This is a genomic window from Parazoarcus sp. PS-13 R2A (assembly GCF_057621855.1).
Map to the genome: position 1 here is coordinate 94499 of NZ_JBYEXN010000016.1, position 25783 is coordinate 120281.

Below are 25783 nucleotides of genomic sequence, written 5' to 3' on the forward strand. Positions count from 1 at the left end.
AGATTGGTATGCGCCGCGCGTTGTGCGCGGCGCAAAAAGGTTCAGCCGTGCGCCGCGCCGTCGGGGAAGAGTATGTCGCGCAGCACGTAGGGAAGAATGCCGCCGTGCAGGTAATACTCGACCTCGATCGGCGTGTCGATGCGGCACAGCAGGCTGACGTCCTCCTGGCTGCCGTCGGCGCGGTGGATGCGCATGTTCAGATGCTGTTGCGGCTGCATGTCGGCGCTCACGCCGACGATGTCGATAGTCTCGCTGCCGTCGATGCCGAGCGAGTCCCAGCTGACGTCGCCCTCGAACTGCAAGGGCAGCACGCCCATGCCGACCAGGTTGGAGCGGTGGATGCGCTCGAAACTGCGCGCGACGACGGCCTTCACGCCGAGCAGTGCCGTGCCCTTTGCCGCCCAGTCACGCGAGGAGCCGGTACCGTATTCCTCTCCGGCCAGAATCACCGTGGGCGTACCGCGTGACCGCCATGCTGCGGCAGCGTCGAACACGGTGGCCTCCTCGCCGTCGAGCAGGGTGTAACCCCCTTCGCGCCGTCTGCCGTCCGCACCCGCGGGCAGCATCAGGTTCTTGATGCGGACGTTGGCAAAGGTGCCGCGCACCATGACTTCGTGCTGTCCGCGGCGCGAACCGTAGGAGTTGAAGTCCTTGCGTTGTACCCCTTCTCCCTTGAGCCACTGCCCGGCAGGGCTCGATTCGGAAAAGGCTCCCGCGGGCGAGATGTGGTCGGTGGTCACCGAATCGCCGAGCAGCATCAGCGGACGCGCGCCGATGACGTCCGACACCGCACCGGGTGTGACCGTGAACTCGTCGAAGAAGGGCGGGCGCGCGATGTAGGTGGAGGTGGGCCAGTCGTAAACCTCCCCGGTGGGGGCGGCGATCTCCTGCCACAGTGCATTGTCCTTGCTGAAATCGGCGTACAGGCGGCGGTAGGTGGCCGGATCCATGGCGAAGGGCATGAGCTCGGCGATTTCGTCCGAGCTTGGCCACAGGTCCTTCAGGAATACCGGCTTGCCGTCCGTGTCGGTGCCGAGCGCTTCGCTGCTCAGGTCGATTCTGGCGGTCCCAGCCAGGGCGTAGGCCACCACGAGGGGAGGGGAGGCGAGGTAATTCGCACGGATGTTCGGATGGATCCGGGCCTCGAAGTTGCGGTTGCCCGAGAGTACTGCGGCGGCGACGATGTCATTGCCGGTGATGGCTTCGTTCAGCGCCGGCGCGAGATCGCCCGAGTTTCCGATGCAGGTGGTGCAGCCGTAGCCTGCGAGCGCAAATCCGAGTTCTGCCAGCGGCTCGAGCAGCCCGGCCTTGCCCAGGTACTCGGTGACGACGCGCGAGCCTGGCGCAAGCGAGGTCTTGACGTGCGGCTTGACCCGCATGCCGCGCATCACGGCCTTGCGTGCAAGCAGCCCGGCGGCAATCATCACCGCAGGGTTGCTGGTGTTGGTGCATGAGGTGATGGCGGCGATCAGGATGTCGCCGTGGCCGAGGTCGACGCCATCGAGGCGGGTTGCGACCCGCTTGTCCAGCTGCTCGGCGGCGCGGCCGAAGCCGTTGTCGGCGGGCGGGGCCGAGAACAGCGCTTCAAAGGTGCGCCGCATGGCGGGCAGTTCGATGCGGTCCTGCGGCCGGCTCGGTCCGGCGAGCGAGGGCACGATGGTGTCGAGGTCCAGCGTCAGGGTGCGGGTGTAATCGATCTCGCCGGCGCGCGGCACGCCGAACAGTTGCTGCGCCCGGAAATAGGCTTCGATCAGCTCGCAGCTTTCCTCGCTGCGCCCGGTTCCGCGCATGTAGGCCACGGTTTTCTCGTCTACCGGGAAAAAGCCCATGGTTGCTCCGTACTCGGGCGCCATGTTGGCAATGGTCGCACGGTCGGTCACGCTCAGTGCCGCCGTTCCCTCGCCAAAGAACTCGACGAACTTGCCCACCACCTTCTCGCGCCGCAGCATCTCAGTCACGCGCAGCACCAGATCGGTGGCCGTTGCGCCTTCCGGCAGGCGACCCCGGAGCTCGACACCGATCACGTCCGGCGTCAGGAAATACACCGGCTGCCCGAGCATTCCCGCTTCGGCCTCGATCCCGCCAACGCCCCAGCCCACCACGCCCACGCCGTTGATCATCGTTGTGTGCGAGTCGGTGCCGACCAGGGTGTCCGGGTAATACAGGTCGCCGGTATGACGCAGGCCTTCGAACAGGTACTCCAGATTGACCTGGTGCACGATGCCAATGCCCGGCGGAACGACACGGAAGGCATCGAAGGCCTGCATGCCCCACTTCATGAACTGGTAGCGTTCGCGGTTGCGTTCGAACTCGAGCGTCATGTTCTGCTGCAAGGCCTGCGGCGTGCCGAAGTGGTCAACCTGGACCGAATGATCGACGACGAGGTCGACCGGAACCAGGGGCTCGATCCGTTTTGCGTCCTTGCCCTGTTCGACGGCCACGTTGCGCATGGCGGCAAGGTCGCACAGCAGGGGAACGCCGGTGAAGTCCTGCAGGACGACACGTGCGACCAGAAACGGAATCTCCGCGTTGCGCGGGGCATCGGGTGCCCAGTTGGCAAGTTCGCGCACATGCCGCTCGGTCACCCGGCGGCCGTCGCAGTTCCTCAACACCGCCTCGAGCACGATGCGGATCGACACCGGCAGTCGGGATACCGGGCCGACCCCGGCCGACTCCAGGGCGGGCAGGGAGTAATACCGGCCGCTTGCACCGCTGCGGGTCGAGAAGGTCTTCAGCGTGTCGAACTTTTCATGGGGCATGGCTCATCTCCTGCGGGTGGGTGGGCGCTGTTGCAATGCCCGTGTGTCGTTTCCGACCAGACCGAGGCACGTGATGTTCCCCGGATTCCGCTGTGTGCCGCGAAACCTGCCAAATCCTTGCCAATGGCCTATTGTGGGTAGATGCGTCGGGAGTAGAATTGGATGCCTGAGTCGTGTCTGAGACCGTGCTGGGTGTTGCACTGCACCCTAAGTCTTATAAAAGACATATAATCTCGTTTGATCCGTGCGGGAGAATCCCCGTTCGGAGCCCCTGCCACCGTCACAAACTGGAAGGAAGTCGCCGTGCTTGAAGCCTACCGTGCCCATGTCGCCGAGCGTGCCGCCCTCGGTATCCCCGCGCTGCCCCTGACCAAGCAGCAAACTACCGAGTTGGTCGAACTGCTCAAGAATCCGCCTGCCGGCGAGGAAGCGTTCCTCGTCGAACTGCTCACCTACCGCGTACCGGCTGGTGTCGATGATGCCGCCAAGGTCAAGGCCGAGTTCCTGGCCAAGCTCGCCAAGAGCGAAGAAACCTGTGCCCTGGTGTCGCGCACCAAGGCTGTCGAACTGCTCGGCAGCATGCTGGGTGGCTTCAACATCAAGCCCATGATCGACGTGCTCGGCGATGCCGAGGTCGGTGCGGTCGCGGCTGAAGGTCTGAAGAAGACCCTGCTGATGTTCGATTTCTTCCACGACGTCAAGGAGCTGGCCGACGCTGGCAACGCAAACGCCAAGGCCGTGTTGCAGTCCTGGGCCGACGGCGAGTGGTTTACCAGCCGTCCGGAAGTCCCCGCGTCGCAGAAGCTGACCGTGTTCAAGGTCACCGGCGAAACCAACACCGACGACCTGTCGCCGGCACCGGATGCGTGGTCGCGTCCCGACATCCCGCTGCACGCGCTGGCCATGCTGAAGAACCCGCGTCCGGGCATCACCCCGGAAGAAGCCGGTGTTCGCGGTCCGATCAAGTTCATCGAAGACCTGCGCGCCAAGGGCAACCTGGTCGCCTACGTTGGTGACGTGGTCGGTACCGGTTCCTCGCGCAAGTCGGCCACCAACTCGGTGTTGTGGTTCACCGGCGAAGACATCCCCTTCGTGCCGAACAAGCGCTTCGGTGGTGTGTGTCTGGGGTCCAAGATTGCGCCGATCTTCTTCAACACGATGGAAGATGCCGGTGCGCTGCCGATCGAAATCGACGTTTCGTCGATGGACATGGGCGACGAGATCGAACTGAAGGTCGACCAGGCAACTGCCGTGGTCACCGCCTTCAAGAACGGCGAAAAAATCGCTGAAGCTGCACTCAAGACCCCGGTCATCCTCGACGAAGTCCGTGCCGGTGGCCGTATTCCGCTGATCATCGGCCGTGGCCTGACGACCAAGGCGCGTGAAGCGCTTGGCCTGCCGCCGTCCTCGCTGTTCCGTCTGCCGCAAGACCCCGCCGACAGCGGCAAGGGCTTCTCGCTGGCACAGAAGATGGTCGGTCGTGCCTGCGGCCTGCCGGAAGGCAAGGGCGTTCGCCCGGGTACCTACTGCGAACCGAAGATGACCACCGTCGGTTCCCAGGACACCACCGGCCCGATGACCCGCGACGAGCTCAAGGATCTGGCCTGCCTCGGCTTCTCGGCTGATCTGGTGATGCAGTCCTTCTGCCACACCTCGGCCTACCCGAAGCTGATCGACGTCAAGACTCACCGCGAACTGCCGAGCTTCATCTCGACGCGTGGCGGCGTTTCGCTGCGTCCGGGTGACGGCGTGATCCACTCCTGGCTCAACCGTCTGCTGCTGCCCGATACCGTGGGTACCGGCGGTGACTCGCACACCCGTTTCCCGATCGGCATCTCCTTCCCGGCCGGTTCCGGTCTGGTCGCGTTTGCTGCTGCCACCGGCGTGATGCCGCTGGACATGCCGGAATCCGTGCTGGTGCGCTTCAAGGGCAAGATGCAGCCCGGCGTCACCCTGCGTGATCTGGTCAACGCCATTCCGCTGTACGCCATCAAGGCGGGCCTGCTGACGGTCGAGAAGAAGGGCAAGAAGAACATCTTCTCCGGCCGCATCCTCGAGATCGAAGGTCTGCCCGATCTGAAGGTCGAGCAGGCATTCGAGCTGTCCGACGCATCGGCCGAGCGCTCTGCCGCTGGCTGCACGGTGCATCTGGACAAGGCGCCGATCGTCGAGTACATGAACTCGAACATCACGCTGATGAAGTGGATGATCGCCAATGGCTATCAGGACGCCCGCACCCTGGGTCGTCGCATCAAGGCCATGGAAGCGTGGATCGCCAACGGCGAGCTGCTGTCGGGCGACGCCGATGCCGATTACGCTGCTGTGATCGACATCGATCTGGCCGACATCAAGGAGCCGATCGTTGCCTGCCCGAACGACCCGGACGACGTCAAGCTGCTGTCCGAAGTTGCCGGTGCCAAGATCGACGAAGTGTTCATCGGTTCGTGCATGACCAACATCGGTCACTTCCGTGCCGCGGCCAAGGTGCTCGAAGGCAAGTCGGACATCCCGACCCGTCTGTGGGTGGCTCCGCCGACCAAGATGGACGCCATGATCCTGAACGAAGAAGGCTACTACTCGGTGCTCGGCAAGTCCGGTGCCCGCATGGAGCCGCCGGGCTGCTCGCTGTGCATGGGTAACCAGGCGCAGATTCGCAAGGGTTCGACGGCGATGTCGACCTCGACGCGTAACTTCCCGAACCGTCTCGGTATCGACACCCAGGTCTACCTCGGCTCTGCCGAGCTGGCCGCAGTGTGCGCGCTGACCGGCAAGATCCCGACGGTTGCCGAGTACCTGGCGCAGGTCCAGTCGCTCGACGCGAAGGCGGGTGAGGTTTATCGCTACATGAACTTCGACCAGATCGCCGAGTTCAAGGAAGTCGCCGACACCGTCGAAATCTGAAGCATCAGGCCGGGCGGGTCTGCGTGAGCAGACTCGCCGGCGCAGTGAAGCGCCCCTGTCCGGGAAACCGGCAGGGGCGTTTTTTTCATGCTCGAGTTCCCGGGGATCAGGGCGGAATGGGGCTTGCGCAGCTGGCGGAAGGTGCGTGTCCGAGCCGCTTTCCAAGGCGCGCATTAAGGGCGATGCAGGGCCATGCAGGAGCTGGAAGTGTCTGCAAACGCGGCTATGATTTGAACACGATGTCGAGTTCACGCCCGCCGATTCTCGATCGCGCGCACGCGGAGTTCATCTCCGGCGCGGTGTCGATCAATGCTGCTTCCTGTCGCCCCGGGGGCTTCCCAGCCCTGGCGCGCGGGCTCGGTTGCCGTGTCGCGGAGGACTGCAACAGCGTGAACGTGATCTTCGGGGTGAAGGCGGCGGCGGACGTGCTCGATGGTGTTCGACGTAGCGGCGCATTAGCGGTCGTTTTCAGTGAGCCAAGCACACACCGCACCCTGCAGCTCAAGGGGGACGATGCCCTGGTCCTGCGCCTCGAGCCCGGCGACGCAGCGCTGGTCGACCGCTACCGCGACGGCTTCGTTGGTGTGCTGGCACCCTATGGTCATACCGAAGAAATGGTGCGCGCGCTGCTCGCCTGTCCGGTGGATGAGCTTGTCATGGTGCGATTTAGGCCGACGTCCGCGTTTTCCCAGACGCCTGGGCCGCATGCCGGCGAGCCGCTTGCAGGGGCACGGTGATGGTGAGGTTGGAAAGCATACGTGATTGCCTGGATGGTGTCGTGCCGGGCAATATCGCCACCTGCGCGCCGGACGGCACGCCGAACGTTGCCTATCTTTCGCAGGTTCAGTTCGTGGACAGCGAGCATGTCGCCTTGTCCTACCAGTTCTTCAACACCACGCGGCGCAATATTCTGGCGTCTCCCTATGCGCGGGTGTCGGTGATCGACCCCCACACTGCGGCTCACTATCGGCTGAGCCTGCAGTACCTGCGCACCGAGGACAGTGGGCCGCTGTTCGAGACCATGAAGGTGAGGCTGGCCGGTATCGCTTCGCATACCGGCATGAGCGGCGTTTTCCGCCTGCTGGGTTCGGACGTCTATCGCGTACTCGATATCGAGAAGGTGCCGGGCGAGGTCGTCGTCCTGCCGCCGGTTCACCGCAACAGGCTGTCGTCCTTGCGGGCGTGCTCCGAGATGCTTTGCGGTGCCGCCGACCTGGAGGGTTTGCTGTCGCGTCTGCTGGCGGGGCTTGCACGTCACTTCGACATCGAGCATGCGATGGTGCTGATGCTGGACGAAGGGGGCGGACACCTGTACACGGTTGCCAGCAGAGGGTATCCGAGCTCGGGCGTGGGCTCGGAAATCGCGCTCGGCGACGGCATCATCGGCGTTGCTGCCCGCGAACGCACGCCAATCAGGATCGGGCATTTTGCAGCCGAGTACAGCTATGGGCGGGCGATTCGCAGCGGCCTCGAGAAAAGTGGTGTGAGGGGAATCGAAACCGAGATCCCGCTGCCCGGACTTCCCGCGTCATGCAGCCAGCTGGCCGTACCGATCATGGTCTGTCACATGCTCGTTGGCATGCTGTATGTCGAGAGCGCGCAGGAGCTGCGCTTCGGCTATGACGACGAGGACGCCCTGGTTGCACTGGCGGGGCAGCTGGGGGCGGCGATACGTGTGCTCCAGCACAGCCATGAGACCGGCGAGGACCCCGTTGAGCCTGAGCCCTCGCCATCCCCGGCGCGGGGCCGGGCAGTGACCGTGCGTCACTACGCCGAGAACGACAGCGTCTTTCTCGATGGGGACTACCTGATCAAGGGCGTGGCCGGTTCCATCTTTCTGGCGCTGGTTCGCGACTACGTTGACAAGGGGCAGACTGAGTTTTCCAATCGTGAACTGCGGCTCGACCCCAGAATCCGGCTGCCCGAGATCAGCGACAATCTCGAGGCGCGGCTGATCCTGCTTGCACGCCGGCTGGTCGAACGCGCGGCGCCCGTGCAGATCGAAAAGACGGGGCGCGGGCGTTTCCGTCTGCGTGTTCAGCGTCCGCTGAGCCTGATCCAGGCCTGAGCGCGGGGCGAAGTCTAAGATTTCATTCGCATCATGCTAAATGTTTCCTAAGCCCGTGCCGCAGGGAAGTTCCTGCGGCTAGAGTCTGTCGCGTCCGGCCGCTTCTGGCGCCGGACTCACAGACCGAAGCGGAGCAGGAGGTGTGGCGTGAGCGTGAAACTGTATGGCGAGCGGCCGGAAGAACTGTTGCAGATGATGCAGCTGATCCGTGCCTATGAAAAGCAGGCGGCGGCCTTGCAGGCCGAATCCGGGGTGCCCGGCACCTGTACCTCGGTGGGTCAGGAAGCCTGCGCGGTGGGTGTGATTGCGGCGCTGGGCAGGGATGACCTGATTCTCACCAATCACCGCAGCGCCGGGCATCTGCTGGCACGCGGGGCAGACCCCGGGCGTCTTTTCGCGGAAGTGATGGGGCGCAGGGACGGCTATTGCAAGGGCAAGAGTGGTTCGCTGCACATCTCGGCGCGTGAGCTGGGGGTGATTCTGACCTCGACCATCGTGGGCGGCGAACTCGGGCTGGCATGTGGCGTCGGGCTGTCACAGAAGATGCTGCATCGCGCGGGTGTCGTCGTGTGTTTCTTCGGCGACGGCGCAGCCTGCGAAGGGCGGTTCCATGAATCGCTAAATCTTGCCGCGGTGTGGGGTTTGCCCATTCTCTTCGTGTGCGAGAACAACGAATGGCAGGCCTTTGTCAGCCGGCGCGAGACCATGCTGGCCGATCGTATCGCGAGCTGGGCTGCGCCGTTCGGCATCGACAGTGTCACGGTGGACGGGAACGACGTCGAGGCGGTGCGCGCAGTAGCCACTGAGGCGCTGGACGTGGTCCGCAGCGGCAAGCCCTTTCTGCTCGAAGCCCGGACCTACCGCCTGCGGGGGCATTTCGAACCCGATGATCAGGCGTACGTCGATGCGCAGGAGCTGGCGTCTGCGTGGGCGCGTGACCCGCTGTCGCGCTTCGAGGCCAGCCTGCGGGAGTCCGGACGGCTCGATGCCGACGCCATCGCGACGATGAGGACGGCGGCGAAAAGCCGTGTCGACGCGGCGGTCGCCTATGCAAAGGACTCGCCCTATCCCGCGATCGATGAACTCGTCACCGATGTCTACGCCTGAGGAGCCAGGAAAAATGGCACAGATTACAGTTCAGGAAGCGATCGACCAGGCGCTGGCGGAGGAGATGGCACGCGACCCGCGCGTGATGCTGATGGGCGAAGGCGTGGCGACGAAACGACATGCGCTGCTGGAGGCCTTCGGGCGCGAGCGGGTGCGCAACACCCCGCTGGCCGAGGGCATCATCGCCGGTACGGCTGCGGGTGCGGCGGCCACCGGGCTGCGTCCCGTTGCCGACCTGCTGTTCGCGCCTTTCCTGTGTTACGCGATGGACGAGCTGGTCAACAGTGCGGGAAAACTGCGCTATCTGTCCGGCGGACAGTTCAGTTTTCCGCTGGTGGCGATCACGATGACCGGCGCCGGCTGGTGTGTCGGTGCCCAGCACAACCACAATATCGAAGCCTGGTTTGTGCATAGCCCGGGCGTGAAGGTGGTCATGCCCTCCAGCGTGGCGGATTTCAAGGGACTGCTCAAGGCTGCGATTCGAGATGACAACCCGGTGCTGTTCTTTGTCGATATCGGTCTCGCCTTCGTTGCCGGCGACGTGCCGGACGGCGAATGTCTGGTACCGATCGGCGAGGCGACGGTACGCAGGGCGGGGCAGGATGTCACCCTGATCTCCTATGCGAAGACGGTCGCAGTGTGCGAAGAAGCGGCGCAAACGCTTGCCGGGCAGGGGGTGTCGGCAGAAGTCATCGATCTGCGCACGCTCAAGCCGCTGGATGAGGCAAGTATCCTCGCTTCGGTCAGGAAGACGGGAAGGGCCATCATCGTGCATGAGGCGAGCCGGAGCTGCGGTGTCGGCGCCGAGATTGCCGCTACCATCGCGGACAAGGCTTTTGCTGAGCTCAAGGCGCCGGTGCGGAGGGTGGCTGGCCCGGACGCACCCGCAGCGGCAAGTTTCCCGCTCGAACAGGCTTTCGTGCCGCAGGCGAGCGCAGTGGTCGACACCGCGCTGCGCTTCTTCGCCTGAACGCGGTGGACGTGTCCGCCCTGCGGCGGGGCGGACACGCGCGCCCCGTCCGTGTATTGTTGTTCCTGTTGCCGGCGCGGGGCGATGGAATCCGTCGTTCCGTCCGAGGCTGTTTTGGATGACGGGAACGCGCGCGTGCTTCGCCCCGAACGGGGTGACGCTGCGCTGCGTCGGACACGACTGACGGGGGGACGGGTGAGCTCAAGAACGCTGAAGGGTGTATTGCTGGTTGCGGTGCTTGCGATCGGAGCGGGTGTTGCGTATCTGGGGTTCGGGCCAGCGCTCGAGCAAGTCAAGCCGGCCGAACCGGTCCCGCAAGTGCAGCAGCCGGCGGAGCCTGCGTCGTCAGGGCTGATCGAGCCGGTCATTCGCTACCCGATTGTGCCCGAGCTCGCCGTGGTGGAGGCGCCGGCAGAGGCTGCAGTCGCACCACCGCCCGAGCTCGCCGGCAGTGACGACCGTGTGGCTGCGGAGTTCGGCAGCAGCTTTGGCGGCGGTCTGGGCGAGCTTGTCGTGGTGAAGGATCTCGTACGGCGGATCGTGGTGACGGTGGATAACCTGCCTGGTGAGCGGCTGCCCTTGTCTCGCTCCCCGGTGCGCAAGGCCGAAGGCGGGTTCATCGTTAACGAACAGGACGGCGCACGGAGTATTGCGGCCGACAACGAGGCACGTTATCTGCCGTACGTGCTGTTCGCCGAGCAGGCCGACATGCGCATGCTCGTTGCCGCGTACCGGCGGCTGTATCCCTTGTTTCAGGCCGCGTATGACGAGCTTGGCTACCCGTCTGCCTATTTCAACGATCGCCTGGTCGTCGTCATTGATCACATGCTGGCGGCGCCCGAAGTCGCAGGCCCGATTCGCCTGATTCAACCCAAGGTGCGTTACCGCTTCGAAGACCCCGAACTCGAAGCCTTGTCCGCAGGGCAGAAGGTCATGGTGCGGATGGGCGTCGACAACGCACGTCGAATCAAGGCAAAACTGCGCGAATTGCGGCAGGGGCTCACTGCGGGTGCGCCAGCACGCTGACAGGCTTCAGCCCGCTGCGGGGCGTGTGCCACGCAGCGATTCAGCTTTGCGATGCGCTCAGGGGCGCCAGACCCCATGCCTGGGCAAGGACCTCATACGAATGCAGCCGCGCCTGGTGATCGAAGATCTGCGCGGTGAGGATCATTTCGTCGGCACCGGTTTGCGCGGCGAGCGCAGACAGTTGCGTGGCCATGCTTGAGGTGGTGCCGACTGCCGCGCACGACAGCGACTCGTCGGCAAAGGCGAGCTCTGCTGCCGTCCAGTCGCTTTCCTTGAAGTCCTCCGGGGGCGGAAGCGTGCCACGCACGCCGCGGGCCATGCCCGCAAAGCGCAGGCGCAGCGAGCGCAGCAGAAACTGCGCTTCGTCGTCGCCGTCCGCGCCGATCGCATTGGCGCCGACCATCACATAGGGTTTGTCGAGCGCGGCGGATGGTCTGAAGCGGCTGCGATAGAGGTCGATTGCCTGCATCAGGAAGCGCGGCGCGAAGTGCGACGCGAAGGCGAAGGGCAGGCCGAGGTGGGCTGCGAGCTCCGCACTGTAGAGGCTGGAGCCGAGCAGCCAGATCGGCACATCGAGACCTGCGCCCGGAACGGCTCGCACAGGCTGGTTGGCTTGTGGCGGAGCAAAGTAGAACTGGAGTTCCGCGACGTCCTGCGGGAAGCTGTCATCACTGCTGGCGAGGTTTCGCCGCAATGCGCGCGCGGTGCGCTGGTCGGTGCCCGGTGCGCGACCGAGGCCGAGATCGATGCGCCCGGGAAAGAGCGACTCAAGCGTGCCGAACTGCTCGGCAATGACAAGCGGAGCGTGGTTCGGCAGCATGATCCCGCCAGCGCCGACGCGAATGCTCGAGGTTGCCGCGGCCACGTGACCAATGACCACCGCCGTCGCCGCACTGGCGATGCCGGTCATGTTGTGGTGTTCGGCAAGCCAGTAGCGATTGAAACCGAGGCGCTCGGTGTGACGTGCAAGCTCGGTGGTGTTGCGCAGCGCGTCGGCAGGCGTGCTGCCCTGTGGAACCGGCGCAAGATCGAGCACCGACAACGGGACGGCGGGCAGAGTCATATGAGTCAGGCCGCCTGACGCTTGTCCCGTTCGATGAGTGCGTAAGCCGAGTGGTTGTGAATCGATTCGAAGTTTTCCGATTCGACCGCGTAAGCGTCGATGCGCGGCTCATGGTTGAGCAGGCCGGCGACGTCGCGCACCATGTCTTCGACGAACTTCGGATTCTCGTAGGCGCGCTCGGTAACGTACTTTTCGTCGGGGCGCTTGAGCAGGCCATAGACTTCGCACGAGGCCTGGCCTTCAACCAGTTGTACGACGTCCTCGATCCACAGATGGTCGTTCAGCGTTGCGGTGACCGTGACATGCGAGCGCTGGTTGTGCGCGCCGTATTCGGAGATCTTCTTCGAGCACGGGCACAGGCTGGTGACGGGCACCATGATGCGCATGGTGAACGCGTAGCGACCGCCTTCGTGGATGGTGCCGATGAAGGTGACTTCGTAATCCATCAGGCTCTGCACGCCGGATACCGGTGCTGCCTTGTTGATGAAGTAGGGGAAGCTCATCTCGACGTGACCGGTTTCGGCCTCGAGGCGCGTCACCATTTCACGCAACATCGGCTCGAAGGACTCGACCGAAATCTCACGCTCGTTGCTGTTGAGGATCTCAACGAAGCGCGACATGTGGGTGCCCTTGAAGTTATGGGGCAAGCCGACATACATGTTGAAAGTGGCAACGGTGTGCTGCACGCCGCCCGACTTGTCGCTGACCTTGATCGGGTGACGGATCGCCTTGATCCCGACTTTGTTGATCGCAATCTCGCGGCGATCGATGCTGCTCTGGACGTCGGGAATGGCCTGTGCTGCCTGGGTGTTCATGTGTGTTCTCTGTTGTGGTCGGGATCTGCGCCCTTTCTGAGCGCGAATGCTAGCAATCCCGACAAGCTTACTCAACTATTGCCTGGATAGGCTTTCGCAATACTTGCGAGAATGCCGTCCTTGTCGAGGCCAATCGAGGCCAGAAGTTGTCCCTGCTCGCCATGGTCGATGAAATTGTCGGGCAGGCCGAGACGCAGGATGCGCGGACGTTCGGCGAGTGTTTCAACGACACGTGCGACCTCCGAGCCTGCGCCGCCGATGACGGCGTTCTCCTCGATCGTCACCAGCAGGTCGTGGCTCGCGGCAAGTTCGACAATCAGCGCGTCGTCGAGCGGCTTGATGAAGCGCATGTTAACAACCGTCGCATCGAGCACTTCGCCCACTGCAGTGGCCGTATTGACCATGCTGCCGAAGGCGAGCAGTGCGATGCGCTTGCCCTGCCGTTTTTTCTCGGCCTTGCCGATGGGCAGTGCGGTCATCGCGGTTTCCGGCGCAACGCCGGTGCCACTGCCGCGCGGGTAGCGCACTGCGGTGGGGCCGTCGTGACAGACTGCGGTGTAGAGCATCTGCCGGCATTCGTTCTCATCGGCCGGCGCCATCACCACCATGTTCGGGATGCACGACAGGAAGGACAGGTCGAACGCGCCATGATGGGTCGCGCCGTCGGCACCGACCAGACCGCCGCGATCGACTGCCAGCACCACCGGCAGGTTCTGCAGCGCAATGTCATGCACCAGCTGGTCGTAAGCGCGCTGCAGGAAGGTTGAATAGATTGCCACAACCGGCCGATAACCTTCGCAGGCCATGCCCGCGGCGAAGGTGAGCGCGTGCTGCTCGGCGATGCCGACATCGTAGTAGCGGTCGGGGAACTCCTGTTCGAAACGCACCAGGCCCGAGCCTTCGCGCATGGCCGGCGTAATGCCGACGACACGCGGGTCGGTCGCAGCCATGTCGCACAACCAGTCACCGAATACCTGGGTATAGGTGAGCTTGCCGCCGGTCTTGCTGCTCTGGATGCCGGCGTTGCGGTCGAACTTGGAGACGCCGTGGTAAAGAATGGGGTCGGCTTCGGCGAGCTTGTAACCCTGTCCCTTGCGGGTGATCACATGCAGGAACTGCGGGCCCTTGAGCTTGCGCAGGTTCTGCAGCGTGGGCACAAGGGCGTCGAGATCGTGGCCGTCGATCGGGCCGTAGTAATGAAAGCCGAACTCCTCGAACAGGGTGCCCGGGGTGATCATGCCTTTTACGTGCTCTTCGACCTTACGCGCCAGCTCAGCAACGGAAGGTGCCATTCCCAGCACTTTCTCGCCGACGCGGCGGGCGGTGTTGTAGGTTGAGCCGGACATCAGACGGGCAAGAATCTTGGTGAGCGCACCGACGGGTGGCGAGATCGACATTTCGTTGTCGTTCAGAATCACCAGCAGGTTGACGCCTTCCATGTCGCCGGCGTTGTTCAGTGCCTCGAAGGCCATGCCTGCAGACATTGCGCCGTCACCGATGACCGCAATCGACTGCCTCTCTTCGCCGCGGTCGCGGGCCGCTGCGGCCATGCCGAGGGCGGCCGAGATGGAGGTCGAGGAGTGCGCAGTGCCGAAGGTGTCGTATTCGCTTTCGCAGCGGCGCGGAAAGCCGGAAATGCCACCCCAGCGCCGCAGATTGCTCATCGCTTCACGGCGCCCGGTCAGGATCTTGTGGCCGTAGGTTTGATGCCCGACGTCCCAGACGATGCGATCTTCCGGGGTGTTGAACACGTAGTGCAGGGCAATTGTCAGTTCGACCGTGCCCAGGTTCGATGACAGATGTCCGCCGGTCTTGGATACCGACTCAATCAGGAACGCACGCAGCTCATCGGCGACGAGACCCAGTTCGCGGCGTTCGAAGGCGCGCAGGTCGGCGGGTGAGGTGATGCGTTCTAGATTTTTGTACGGAGACATGTGTCGGGCCGGCAGAAGAAGGTGGGAGTCAGAATGGGCGATGCACGATGTATTCGGCGAGCGCACGCAAGCGGGCGGCGCGCTCGCCGAGCGGTGCCAGTGCCTCATGCGCTTCGGCGAGCATCTCCCGCGACAGGCGCTTGGCTTCATCGAGCCCGATCAGGCTGACATAGGTCGGTTTGTCATTGTCGGCATCCTTGCCCGCGGTCTTGCCAAGCGTGGCCGTGTCGGCCTCGGCATCGAGGATGTCATCGACCACCTGGAACAGCAGGCCGATCAGCTTGGCGTAACGGTCCAGGCGCTGGAGGTCCGCCTCGTCGGGGGGCGTGCCGGCCTGCGCGCCGAGCAGCACCGACGCGCGAATGAGGGCGCCGGTCTTGTGGACATGCATGAACTCGAGCTCTTCGCGCGACAACTGTTTGCCTACTGCAGCGAGGTCGATGGCCTGACCGCCTGCCATGCCACGCGAGCCCGAGGCAGTGGCCAGCTGGCGGATCATTGCGATTTGGCCCGCAGGCGTGGCACTGACCGGGTTGTCTGCGAGCACCTGGAACGCGAGGGTTTGCAATGCATCGCCAACCAGCAGTGCGGTCGCTTCGTCATATTCGACATGCACGGTCGGTTTGCCGCGACGCAGGATGTCGTCATCCATGCACGGCATGTCGTCATGCACCAGCGAGTAGGCGTGGATCAGTTCGACCGCGCAGGCTGCATGGTCGAGGTGCGCCGACGGTGCGCCGACGAGCTGCCCGGCAGCATGAACGAGCAGCGGGCGAACCCGCTTGCCACCACCGAGCACCGCGTAGCGCATTGCTTCGTGGAGGCGGGCAGGGGCGAGGCTGGGGTCGGGCAGGACGTCCGCCAGCGCGGTTTCCGTGCGCGCCTGAACCTGACGCATCCAGTCGGCAAAGTCGTTCTGGCTCATGTATCGCTCCGCGTCGGGTCCGGATTGAAGTCGACCAGTGAATCACCTTCGAGTACCCGGATGCGCTGCTCGGCATTGCTCAGGGTTTCCTGGCAATACTTGAGCAGGCTGGCGCCGCGCTGATAGCGGTCGAGGGCATCCTCGAGCGTCAGGGTGCCGGATTCCATTTGCTGGACGATGGTCTCGAGTTCGGAGACTGCGGCTTCGAAGGATTTTGGAGCTGACGCCGACTTTGGCATGGATCAGGACGTGGCGCGGGTAAAGACGGGAAAATAACCGATCGGGCGTCTGGCGGTCAAACGGGGCTTCGCTTAAGATATTACGTTTATTTGTCCGGATTCTGGTCCAGATTAGGGGGTTCGGTAATGTCCGATATCGCGGCCAAGTCGCAATTGGCACCAGCAGCATCGCAGCTGCCGGTTTCATGGTACTTCGACGAGAAGGTTTTCGAGATGGAGAAGAAACTCCTCTTCGATGCCGGGCCGGGGTACGTTGGCCATGCGCTAATGGTACCGGAAGTCGGCAACTATCGTTCGCTTGAATGGCTTGATCATTCCAAGCTGCTGTTTCGCACCGATGCGGGCATCCATCAGATGTCCAACGTCTGCAGGCACCGGCAGGCGATCATGCTCGAAGGGTCGGGCTCGACCGAGCACATCGTATGCCCGATTCATCGCTGGACCTACGACCAGCAGGGCACACTGCTGGGCGCGCCTCATTTTGCGGATAATCCCTGTCTCAATCTCCGGCGCGACGTGCTTGAGGACTGGCAGGGGCTGCTGTTCAAGGGGCCACGCTCGGCCAATGCCGACCTTGCCGGCATGCAGGTGGCGCGCGAACTCGATTTCACAGGCTACAAACTGGATCGTGTCGAGATTCACGAGTGCAACTACAACTGGAAGACCTTCATTGAGGTCTACCTCGAGGATTACCACGTTGCACCCTTTCATCCGGGGCTGGGCAAGTTTGTCACCTGCGATGATCTCTCCTGGCAGTTCGGTGACTGGTATTCGGTGCAGCGCGTCGGCATCACTTCGCTTGCCAAGCCGGGGTCGGCGACCTACGGCAGGTGGCACAAGGCCGTGCAGGATTACTACGGCGAGAAGAAGCCGGCGCATGGCGCGATCTGGCTGACCTACTATCCGAACGTGATGGTGGAGTGGTATCCGCACGTGCTGGTTGTCAGCACGCTGATTCCGGTCGATGTCGACAAGACCACGAATGTGGTCGAGTTCTACTATCCGGAAGATATCGTCGAGTTCGAGCGCGAGTTCGTCGAGGCCGAGCAGGCCGCCTACATGGAGACCGCGATCGAGGATGACGAGATCGGCGAGCGCATGGATCGCGGCCGTCGTGCCCTGCTGAAGGAGGGCCGCAGCGAGGTGGGGCCTTACCAGTCACCCTACGAGGACGGGATGCAGCACTTCCATGAGTTCTATCGCCGCATCATGGAGCCGCATATCTGATGTGTGTCCGTGGAAGCTGTCCGGGCGCGCTGCGCCTGGTGGCTTCCGTGGCGCTGTCTGGTCGGGGATGGGGGCAGGGCTCGCATCCCCGACCATCTGCCTTACGGGGTGTCCTGCAACTCCTTGGGGAGCGGGAAGGTCACTTTTTCGGGCACGCCGTCGAGGTTGCGCACCGCTCCGCCGCTCAGTGACTTGAGTCGCACGATGACGTCCTCCACGAGGACTTCCGGCGCAGACGCGCCCGCGGTGACGCCGATGCGGCGCTTGCCGTCCAGCCAGGCCGGGTCGATACCGTCAGCGTTGTCCACCAGGTAGGCGGGCACTCCGCGCAGTTCGGCAACTTCGCGCAGACGGTTGGAGTTCGAACTGTTCTTCGAGCCCACCACGAACACGACGTCGGCAAACGGCGTCATGAACTTCACGGCGTCCTGCCTGTTCTGGGTCGCGTAGCAGATGTCGTCCTTTTTGGGGCCAACGATGTTCGGGAAGCGCTCGCGAAGCGCAGCAACGATCGCTGCCGCATCGTCCACCGAAAGCGTGGTCTGGGTGACATAGGCGAGCTTGTCGGGGTCGGCAACGGTGAGGCCGGCGACGTCATTGGCGGTCTCGACGAGATGGATGCCGTCCCTGACCTGACCCATTGTGCCTTCGACTTCCGGGTGCCCCTTGTGGCCGATCATGACCAGTTCCCGGCCCTGTTCGCGCATGCGGGCCACTTCAATATGCACCTTGGTGACCAGCGGGCAGGTGGCGTCGAACACACGCAGGCCACGCTGCTCGGCTTCGTCACGCACTGCTTGCGACACGCCGTGCGCGCTGAAGATGACGGTGTTGCCCGAAGGGACTTCTTCCAGTTCCTCGATGAAGATTGCGCCCTTGTTGCGCAAGTCATCAACGACGAACTTGTTATGCACCACTTCGTGGCGAACATAAATCGGTGCGCCGAACCGCTGCAGCGCCCGCTCGACGATCTCGATGGCGCGCTCCACCCCGGCACAGAAGCCGCGTGGGGTGGCGAGCATGATTTCCTTATCGTTCATTTGTTCTCTCTGTGGCTGAGCCCGGCATCACGAGGTGCCGATGATCTTCACTTCGAAGCGGATGTTCTTTCCCGCGAGCGGGTGGTTGAAGTCGATCAGCGCCGATTCTGCATCGATTTCGCGCACCAGTCCCGAGTAGCGCGAACCGTCGGGCGCGCTGAACTCCATGATACTCATGGCTTCGATCTCTTCCGCAGGCATGTGTTCGCGCTTTACCCGCTCCACCAGTTCCTCGCGGTGGGGGCCGAATGCGTTCTCGGGTTCGAGTTCGAAGACATGGTTGCTGCCCACTTCGAGCCCCACGATCAGCTTCTCCATTGCCGGCAGCATCTCGCCCGCGCCGAGTTGCAGGGTGGCGGGGGTGGCCTCGAAGGTGCTGATCAGCGGTTGGCCATTGGTCAGCGTGATGCGGTAGTGAAGGGTGACAAGGCTGTTGTCGGCAACGGTCTGGCTCACGAGGAACGCTCCGGTTTTGAGTGGGTGTGTTGTTTGCTGCTGCGGAACTGCGCCCACAGCATCAGGGCGACGCCGACGAAGATGGCCGAGTCGGCGAGATTGAACGCCGGCCAGCCGAAACGACCGGCGTGGAAGTACAGAAAGTCTACGACGGCGCCATGCATCAGGCGATCGACCACATTGCCGATCGCTCCGCCAATGATGAGTGCGAACGCGCTCGGCAGCAGACGTTCATTCCGGTGCTGATGAAGGAGTACGGTCAGCCAGCCGCAGATGATGACGGCCAGTCCGGTAAAGAACCAGCGTTGCCAGCCGGAATGCTCGGCCAGAAAGCTGAACGCTGCGCCGCGATTGAACACCAGCACCAGATCGAAAAACCCGGTCACCGGAATGCGCGCACCGTACTCCATCATGCTCAGTACGATCTGCTTGGTGACCTGGTCGAGCACCGCGATGAGCATGGCCAATGTGAGCCATGGCAACATCGCCGTGAGGGCCGGCCGGGCGGCTTGCTTCGGATCAGGCATGCGAGCGCGCTTCTCCGCTTCCGAACAGGTTGCTCACGCAACGGCCGCACAGCGTCGGATGATCGTGGTCATGTCCGACATCGTCCGTGTAGTGCCAGCAGCGTTCGCACTTCTGCTGTTCGCTCGGCGTGGCAACAATGCGCTCTCCCTCGGCGCTGGCCACTTTGACCAGCGACGCACGCGAAGTCATGGTGACAAAGCGCAGATCGTCTTCCAGGCTCTGCATGGCGACGAACTTTTCGTCCGTCAGATGCAGTTCGAGTTCGGCCTGCAGCGATGCGCCCACCTTGCCTTCAGCGCGCAGGGCTTCGATCACCTTCAGTGCGTCGGCACGCACGCTGCGGATGCTCTCCCAGCGTGCGATGAGTCCGGCCTCGCCTTCCTGTGTCGGCAGGGCATGGTAGGTGTGAAGCATCACGCTGTCGTCCTTGCCCGGATTGAGGACGGCCCACGCTTCTTCTGCGGTGAAGGTGAGAATCGGTGCCATCAGCTTGATCAGCGTCTGGGTGATGTGCCACAGCGCCGTCTGTGCGGCGCGACGCGGAAGACTGTCAGCCTTGGTCGTGTACAGGCGGTCCTTGAGGATGTCGAGATAGAAGGCGCCCAGCTCTTCCGAGCAGAAGATCTGCAAGCCCTGGACGATCTTGTGAAACTCGAACCTGCCGAAGTCGGCCTCTGCCTGGACGGCCATTTGGCGGGTGAAGGCCAGCGCATAGCGGTCGATCTCCATCCACTGATCGATGGGCACGGCGTCCGTGTCGATGGAGAAATCCGCCGTGTTGGCCATCAGGAAGCGCAGCGTGTTGCGGATGCGCCGGTATCCTTCGACCACACGGGCGAGGATTTCCTTGGACATCGCAAGTTCGCCCGAGTAATCGGTGCTGGCCACCCAAAGACGCAGGATCTCGGCGCCCATCTTGTCCGACACTTCCTGCGGCAGGATGGTGTTTCCGAGCGACTTGCTCATCTTCCGGCCCTGCTGGTCCACCGTGAAGCCGTGCGTCAGCAGCGCCTTGTAGGGCGGGTGGCCATCGATGGCGCAACCGGTCAGCAGTGAGGAATGGAACCAGCCGCGGTGCTGGTCGGAGCCTTCGAGGTACAGGTCTGCACGCGGGCCTTCGGCATGACCGTCGTTGTGCGAGCCGCGCAACACATGCCAGTGCGTGGTGCCGGAGTCGAACCAGACGTCCAGGGTGTCGCTGATCTTGTCGTAGTGCGCAGCCTCAGCCCCAAGGAGCTCCGCTGCGTCGAGCTTGAACCAGGCTTCAATGCCTTCCTTCTCGACGCGCTTTGCGACTTCTTCCATCAGTTCGACGGTACGCGGATGCAGCTCGCCGCTTTCCTTGTGCAGGAAAAACGGGATCGGGACGCCCCAGTTGCGCTGGCGCGAGATGCACCAGTCCGGGCGGTTGGCGATCATTGCATGCAGACGCGACTGTCCCCATGCGGGGAAGAACTTGGTGGATTCAACCCCGCGCAGCGCGCGCTCGCGCAGCGTGGTCTGATCTGCAGCCTTGCGGTCCATGCCCACGAACCACTGTGCCGTGGCGCGGTAGACCAGCGGCGTCTTGTGACGCCAGCAGTGCATGTAGCTGTGGCTGATCCTGCTGTCCGAGACCAGCGCACCCACTTCGCGCAGTTTGTCGACGATGGCCGGGTTGGCCTTCCAGATGTTCATCCCGCCAAAGAAGGGCAGGTCGGGTACGTACTCGCCGTGGCCCATGACGATAGACAGGATCTCGTCATTGCTGCGGCCGTAGGCGCCCCAGGAGTTGAAGTCATCCACGCCATGCGCAGGCGCCGAGTGCACGATGCCGGTGCCGGCGTCGAGGCCGACGTACTCGGCAAGATAGACCGGTGAGACACGGTCGTAGAGCGGGTGGCGGAACTCGATACGCTCGAGGGCTGCGCCCTTGGTGGTCGCCAGGATCCTGCCTTCGGCCTGGTAGCGCTCAAGGCAGGCAGCCACGAGTTCCTCGGCCACGATCAGCAGCCGCTCGCCGGTGTCGACCAGTGCATAGTCGAACTCGGGATGTGCGTTCAGTGCCTGGTTGGCGGGAATCGTCCATGGTGTGGTGGTCCAGATGACGGCGGCCGCAGGCTTCGCAAGCGTGTCGAGGCCGAATGCAGCGGCGAGTTTCGGTGCATCAGCATCCGTCACGGCGAATGCGACATCGATCGTCGGGGATTGCTTGTCCGCGTACTCGACTTCGGCCTCGGCCAGCGCAGAGCCGCAGTCGAAGCACCAGTTCACCGGCTTCAGGCCCTTGAACACGTAACCGGCCTTGGTCATTTCGGCCAGCGCACGGATCTCGTTCGCCTCGTTGGCGAAGTTCATTGTCAGGTAGGGGTTGTCCCATTCACCCAGCACGCCGAGGCGAATGAACTCCTGCTTCTGGATCTCGACCTGCTCAGCCGCATAGGCGCGGCACAGTTCCCGCACCTTGTCCGCAGGCAGGTTCTTGCCGTGGGTGACTTCCACCTTGTGCTCGATGGGCAGGCCGTGGCAGTCCCAGCCGGGAACATACGGGGCGTCGAAACCGGCCATGGTCTTCGAGCGCACGATGATGTCCTTGAGAATCTTGTTCAAGGCGTGGCCGAGGTGGAGATTGCCGTTCGCGTACGGAGGGCCGTCGTGGAGCACGAACTTGGGCCGTCCTGCGCTGGCTTCGCGAATGCGCTGGTAGAGCTTCTTCTGCTGCCATTCGGCAATCCACTTCGGCTCGCGCTTTGGCAGATCGCCGCGCATCGGGAAGGAGGTATCGGGAAGGTTGAGCGTCTTGCGGTAGTCGGCCATGGCGTGTGCGTCTGTCTCTGTTCAGCCTAGAAGGCAATTCGGATTGAGGGCGAACCAGTCGCGTGCAGTATCGGCATCGCGGGCGATTTGCGTTTTCAGTTCGTCGAGCGAGGCGAATTTCATCTCGTCGCGAATCTTGAGCAGGAAGTGAATGCGCGGATGAGCGCCGTAACAGTCGCCGCTCCAGTTCAGCAGGTGGACTTCAAGACGGGCGCGCCCGGCATCGGTGGCTGTTGGCCTGACGCCCACGTTGGCGACACCCGCAAGCCGGCCGCCCTCCAGCCCTTCGACGGAAACCGCAAAAACACCCGAAAGCGGGGGTCGGCGGTGCTTGAGCTGAATGTTCAATGTGGGGAAACCGAGCTGGCGTCCAATCTTGTCACCATGGACCACGCGACCAGCGATGCTGTAGGGGCGTCCGAGCAACTGCGCGGCGTGTTCGAGGTCGCCGCCCGCAAGCGCCGAGCGTACTGCTGAACTCGAGGCGCGTTCGCCGGCGACGGCGAGCGTCGGCATCGACTCGACGCCAAAGCCGAAGTCACGGCCCGCTGCCTGGAGCATCGCGAAATCCCCCGTGCGTCCCGCACCAAATCGAAAATCGTCACCAATGAAGAGATGGCGTACTGCCAGCCCCTTGACCAGCACGTCTTCAATGAAGCTGCTTGCGGTCTGCGCGGCAAATCGCGCGTCGAAGCGGCAGACATGCGCGCGGTCGACGCCGCTGGTGGCCAGCAGCTGCAGTTTCTCTCTCAGCGAAGCAAGTCGTGCAGGGGCTTTGTCCGGGGCGAAGTACTCACGCGGATGCGGCTCGAACGTGAGCACGACCGCAGGCACACCCAATGCGCCAGCCTTGTCGGTGAGCTGCTTGAGTAGCGCCTGATGCCCGCGATGCAGACCGTCGAAATTGCCTATGGTCAGCACGCAGGCTTCCTTTGCCTGTTCGGGGAACCCGCGAAAAACCTGCATAACCGCCTGAAAAAATCCGCGATTATACCGGCAAAGGAGGGGGCAAATCAGCCCAGCTGTGCAACGCGGGTGCGCGGCGCGGGCGGGTTGTCGTCAAAATAGCGTCGGATTCCGCGCATGATCGCCTCGGCCATCTTGTCCTGATAGGCGTCGTCATTGAGGCGGCGCTCTTCCTCCGGGTTGCTGATGAACGCTGTTTCAACGAGGATTGACGGGATGTCGGGTGCTTTCAGCACGGCGAAGCCCGCTTGTTCCACGTGAGCCTTGTGCAGGGTGTTGATGTCGCCGAGTTCGGCCAGCACTGCCTTGCCAAGTTTGAGACTGTCGTTGATCGTCGCGGCCTGAGACAGGTCAAGCAGGGTTCGCGCAAGGTGGCCGTCCTGCTTTGCCAGATTGACGCCACCGATGAGGTCCGCATCGTTCTCTTTCTGCGCCAGCCATCGTGCAGCCGAGCTCGATGCCCCTCTTTCGGACAGCACGAATACCGAGCTGCCCCGGGCTTCCGGGCGCACGAAGGCGTCGGCGTGGACTGAGACGAACAGGTCCGCCTGAACCCTTCGCGCACGGGTGACGCGCTGACCGAGCGGCACGAAGTAGTCGCCGTCGCGGGTCAGTACGGCGCGCATGTTCGGCATCGCGTCAATCTTCTTGCGCAGGCGCTTGGCGATGTCGAGCGTGACGTTCTTCTCGTAACTCCCGCCGCGGCCAACCGCGCCAGGATCCTCTCCGCCGTGCCCAGCGTCGAGCACGACGGTGAACAGGCGGTTTACACGAGGCTCGGGCTTGCGCTCCCGATGCGAGGGCGCGTTGTCGCGCTGGGCGATCTCTGGACTGCCGTGCGCCTTTGCATCAGTGATGCCGGATTCGCCGGCGGCCGCGTCGATCGGGGATGACTTTTCGATGAGCGCCAGCAGCGGATCCATTTCGACGGTTGGATAGAGATCCAGCACCAGACGATGTCCGTAGTTGCTGACCGGCGCGAGCGTAAAGACTTGCGGATTGACCTCGGCCTTGAGTTCGACCACCACACGGACCACGCCGGGGCGGTTCTGACCTGCCCGGATGTTGCGAATGTAGGGGTCCGAGTCGAGCACCTTGCCAGGGAGTGTTTGCAGAACACTGTTGAGCTCAATGCCGTCGAGGTCAACGACCAGTCGCTCGGGATCCTTCACCATCAGGTGGGTGAAGCGAAGCTCGTTGCTGCCTTCGAGCGTGATTCGGGTGTATTCCTCGGCGGGCCAGACTCTGACCGCAAGCAGGCTGCCTGCAGCCATGCCGACCGGACTTACCACAAGCGCAAGCGAGGCGCCTGCGAACTTGAGCAGGGTTCGTCGGTTCATTTTCCGGGGGGTGGGGATTGTTTCTTCTGACAATTGGCTAGTTGGCTTATGCATGTTTGCCCCGCTTCGGTGAGACCCCGGAGGGTGGCTCGTCGTCCTTCACCTTCTGGCTCGATGAGGACAACGAGGTCTGGCGTGGCGAGATAGGGAGCAGCCTGTTCAGGCCACTCGACAATGCACACGCCCGGTCCGTTGAAGTACTCGTCCAGTCCTGCATCAAGGTACTCTTCAGGTGAGTTCAGTCGATAAAAATCAAAGTGATATAAGTCTAATCTAGAAACTACATAAGGTTCAATGAGAGTATACGTCGGGCTCTTGACTTTTCCAGTGTGACCGAGTTTACGAAGCAGTCCGCGGGTGAGTGTCGTCTTTCCGCTGCCAAGGTTTCCGTTCAGCCAGATCTTCAGTCCGGGTGTCAGGGCTGCGGCGAGTAAACCGCCAAGTTCAAGTGTGTCGTCCTCATTGTCGAGGTGCGTCGTGAGCACGGTGTAGCTATCATCCGCAGGGTGAACAAGATTGAGCATGAGTCTTCCTCGACTATCCAGGGGTCTTCCGAGGACATGGCGGCGTTGGCTGAACATGTCCGGTTGTGGGCGCGCGAGCTCGGGTTTGGTGCCATCACCGTGGCGGATACCGGTCTCGAATCGGCTGAGCCTGGGCTGGAGCGCTGGCTCGAAGCCGGATTTCATGGCGAGATGCATTATATGGCGCGCCACGGGCTGAAGCGGGCGCGCCCGGCAGAGCTTCTGCCGGGAACGCTGCGTGTCATCTCGGTGCGTATGGATTACTGGCCGGATGCCAGACCGGCAGAGGCGGTTCTGAGTGATCCGACGCTTGCCTATGTTTCGCGCTATGCCTTGGGCCGGGACTATCACAAGGTGATGCGGTCGCGCCTGCAGAAGCTCGCTGACAGGATCGTTAGTGCCTCTCCGTCCGCCTACCGGGTATTTGTTGATTCAGCGCCAGTGCTCGAAGTGGAGTTGGGTGCGAAGAGTGGTCTCGGGTGGCGAGGCAAGCACACCTTATTAATAGACAGGTCGCTCGGGTCGTTCTTCTTTCTTGGTGAGATCTTCACTGACCTGCCCTTGCCAGTGGATGAGCCGGTGAGTGCGCACTGCGGGACTTGCGTCGCCTGTATCGATGCCTGCCCTACCGGGGCAATCGTTGCGCCTTTCCGGCTTGATGCGCGACGCTGCATCTCCTATCTGACGATCGAGTTGCACGGCTCCATCCCTGAGGCGTTTCGTCCGCTCATCGGCAATCGCATATATGGATGTGACGACTGTCAGCTCGTCTGCCCCTGGAACCGGTTCGCCAGGCGGGCTGTGGAAACTGACTTCGAGGTGCGGAACGGTCTCGACAGTGCATCGCTCGTAGAGCTCTTCGGGTGGACCGAAGAAGCATTCGGGCGCCTGACCGCAGGAAGTCCGATTCACCGCATCGGTCACGAACGGTGGTTGCGCAATATTGCGGTGGCACTTGGTAACGGCCCTGGTACCCCCGAAGTCGTGGCTGCGCTCAAGGCGAGGGCCGACCATCCTTCGGAGATTGTGCGCGAGCATGTCGCCTGGGCGCTGATGCGTCATCAGAAGGGCGTCGAGGCGTGAATTGGGCTTCTTTTCG

General features: G+C 63.1%; 21 protein-coding genes. 8 read left to right on the forward strand and 13 right to left on the reverse strand.

The genetic code is table 11. The annotated features are described in order from the left end of the window. Positions 1-41: 41 nt before the first annotated feature. The gene (gene acnA, locus AC22G6_RS15245) at positions 42-2759 is read right to left on the reverse strand and encodes an aconitate hydratase AcnA (RefSeq protein WP_487367457.1); all 2718 of its coding nucleotides are present in this window, start codon (positions 2757-2759) and stop codon (positions 42-44) included. Positions 2760-3062: 303 nt separating this feature from the next. Here acnA and acnB point away from each other — a divergent pair, with 303 nt between their 5' ends. From acnB to AC22G6_RS15275, 6 genes are all read left to right on the forward strand, one after another. Beyond that, entirely contained in the window at positions 3063-5660 is a 2598-nt protein-coding gene (acnB, locus tag AC22G6_RS15250) for a bifunctional aconitate hydratase 2/2-methylisocitrate dehydratase (protein WP_487367458.1), read from the forward strand. A 239-nt stretch (positions 5661-5899) separates the two neighbouring features. Next, the gene (locus tag AC22G6_RS15255; RefSeq protein WP_487367459.1) at positions 5900-6397 is read left to right on the forward strand and encodes a hypothetical protein; all 498 of its coding nucleotides are present in this window, start codon (positions 5900-5902) and stop codon (positions 6395-6397) included. Continuing rightward, the gene (locus AC22G6_RS15260) at positions 6397-7728 is read left to right on the forward strand and encodes a GAF domain-containing protein (RefSeq protein WP_487367460.1); all 1332 of its coding nucleotides are present in this window, start codon (positions 6397-6399) and stop codon (positions 7726-7728) included. The genes AC22G6_RS15255 and AC22G6_RS15260 overlap by 1 nt, the downstream gene beginning before the upstream one ends. Before the next feature lie 147 nt (positions 7729-7875). Further along, the gene (locus AC22G6_RS15265) at positions 7876-8835 is read left to right on the forward strand and encodes a thiamine pyrophosphate-dependent dehydrogenase E1 component subunit alpha (RefSeq protein WP_487367461.1); all 960 of its coding nucleotides are present in this window, start codon (positions 7876-7878) and stop codon (positions 8833-8835) included. A 13-nt stretch (positions 8836-8848) separates the two neighbouring features. Next, complete coding sequence (locus AC22G6_RS15270; RefSeq protein WP_487367462.1) at positions 8849-9805, forward strand: alpha-ketoacid dehydrogenase subunit beta; 957 nt, start codon at positions 8849-8851, stop codon at positions 9803-9805. Between the two features lie 135 nt (positions 9806-9940). Further along, entirely contained in the window at positions 9941-10831 is an 891-nt protein-coding gene (locus AC22G6_RS15275) for a DUF3014 domain-containing protein (RefSeq protein WP_487367463.1), read from the forward strand. Between the two features lie 40 nt (positions 10832-10871). On the opposite strand, the gene AC22G6_RS15280 is transcribed toward AC22G6_RS15275, so the two are convergent. From AC22G6_RS15280 to AC22G6_RS15300, 5 genes are all read right to left on the reverse strand, one after another. Beyond that, positions 10872-11894, reverse strand: a complete 1023-nt coding sequence (locus AC22G6_RS15280; protein ID WP_487367464.1) for an LLM class flavin-dependent oxidoreductase — start codon at positions 11892-11894, stop codon at positions 10872-10874. Between the two features lie 5 nt (positions 11895-11899). Continuing rightward, a complete protein-coding gene (gene folE2, locus AC22G6_RS15285; protein ID WP_487367465.1) occupies positions 11900-12709 on the reverse strand; it encodes a GTP cyclohydrolase FolE2 in 810 nt (269 codons plus the stop codon). Positions 12710-12780: 71 nt separating this feature from the next. After that, positions 12781-14643, reverse strand: coding sequence for a 1-deoxy-D-xylulose-5-phosphate synthase (dxs, locus tag AC22G6_RS15290; protein ID WP_487367466.1), 1863 nt, complete (start codon positions 14641-14643; stop codon positions 12781-12783). A 28-nt stretch (positions 14644-14671) separates the two neighbouring features. Further along, a complete protein-coding gene (locus AC22G6_RS15295) occupies positions 14672-15568 on the reverse strand; it encodes a polyprenyl synthetase family protein (protein ID WP_487367467.1) in 897 nt (298 codons plus the stop codon). After that, the gene (locus tag AC22G6_RS15300; protein WP_108948842.1) at positions 15565-15807 is read right to left on the reverse strand and encodes an exodeoxyribonuclease VII small subunit; all 243 of its coding nucleotides are present in this window, start codon (positions 15805-15807) and stop codon (positions 15565-15567) included. The genes AC22G6_RS15295 and AC22G6_RS15300 overlap by 4 nt, the downstream gene beginning before the upstream one ends. A gap of 126 nt (positions 15808-15933) precedes the next feature. Between AC22G6_RS15300 and AC22G6_RS15305 the strand changes: the two genes are divergently transcribed. Next, the gene (locus AC22G6_RS15305) at positions 15934-17034 is read left to right on the forward strand and encodes an aromatic ring-hydroxylating oxygenase subunit alpha (RefSeq protein ID WP_487367468.1); all 1101 of its coding nucleotides are present in this window, start codon (positions 15934-15936) and stop codon (positions 17032-17034) included. Between the two features lie 101 nt (positions 17035-17135). Here AC22G6_RS15305 and ispH read toward each other — a convergent pair whose 3' ends face one another. The 7 genes from ispH to tsaE are packed head-to-tail and all read right to left on the reverse strand — an operon-like array spanning position 17136 to position 24684. Continuing rightward, complete coding sequence (gene ispH, locus AC22G6_RS15310) at positions 17136-18074, reverse strand: 4-hydroxy-3-methylbut-2-enyl diphosphate reductase (protein ID WP_108948840.1); 939 nt, start codon at positions 18072-18074, stop codon at positions 17136-17138. 27 nt (positions 18075-18101) lie between these two features. Further along, the gene (locus tag AC22G6_RS15315; RefSeq protein WP_108948839.1) at positions 18102-18530 is read right to left on the reverse strand and encodes an FKBP-type peptidyl-prolyl cis-trans isomerase; all 429 of its coding nucleotides are present in this window, start codon (positions 18528-18530) and stop codon (positions 18102-18104) included. Then, complete coding sequence (gene lspA / locus AC22G6_RS15320) at positions 18527-19057, reverse strand: signal peptidase II (protein ID WP_487367469.1); 531 nt, start codon at positions 19055-19057, stop codon at positions 18527-18529. Before lspA ends, AC22G6_RS15315 begins: the two co-directional genes overlap by 4 nt. Continuing rightward, positions 19050-21854: an isoleucine--tRNA ligase gene (gene ileS / locus AC22G6_RS15325; protein ID WP_487367470.1), complete on the reverse strand. Its 2805-nt coding sequence runs from the start codon at positions 21852-21854 to the stop codon at positions 19050-19052. The genes lspA and ileS overlap by 8 nt, the downstream gene beginning before the upstream one ends. Before the next feature lie 21 nt (positions 21855-21875). Continuing rightward, complete coding sequence (locus AC22G6_RS15330; protein ID WP_487367471.1) at positions 21876-22820, reverse strand: bifunctional riboflavin kinase/FAD synthetase; 945 nt, start codon at positions 22818-22820, stop codon at positions 21876-21878. A gap of 47 nt (positions 22821-22867) precedes the next feature. Continuing rightward, entirely contained in the window at positions 22868-24214 is a 1347-nt protein-coding gene (locus tag AC22G6_RS15335) for an N-acetylmuramoyl-L-alanine amidase (RefSeq protein ID WP_487367472.1), read from the reverse strand. Next, a complete protein-coding gene (tsaE, locus tag AC22G6_RS15340; protein WP_487367473.1) occupies positions 24157-24684 on the reverse strand; it encodes a tRNA (adenosine(37)-N6)-threonylcarbamoyltransferase complex ATPase subunit type 1 TsaE in 528 nt (175 codons plus the stop codon). Before tsaE ends, AC22G6_RS15335 begins: the two co-directional genes overlap by 58 nt. A gap of 36 nt (positions 24685-24720) precedes the next feature. Between tsaE and queG the strand changes: the two genes are divergently transcribed. Further along, the gene (queG, locus tag AC22G6_RS15345; protein ID WP_487367474.1) at positions 24721-25767 is read left to right on the forward strand and encodes a tRNA epoxyqueuosine(34) reductase QueG; all 1047 of its coding nucleotides are present in this window, start codon (positions 24721-24723) and stop codon (positions 25765-25767) included. The last annotated feature ends 16 nt before the right edge of the window (positions 25768-25783 follow it).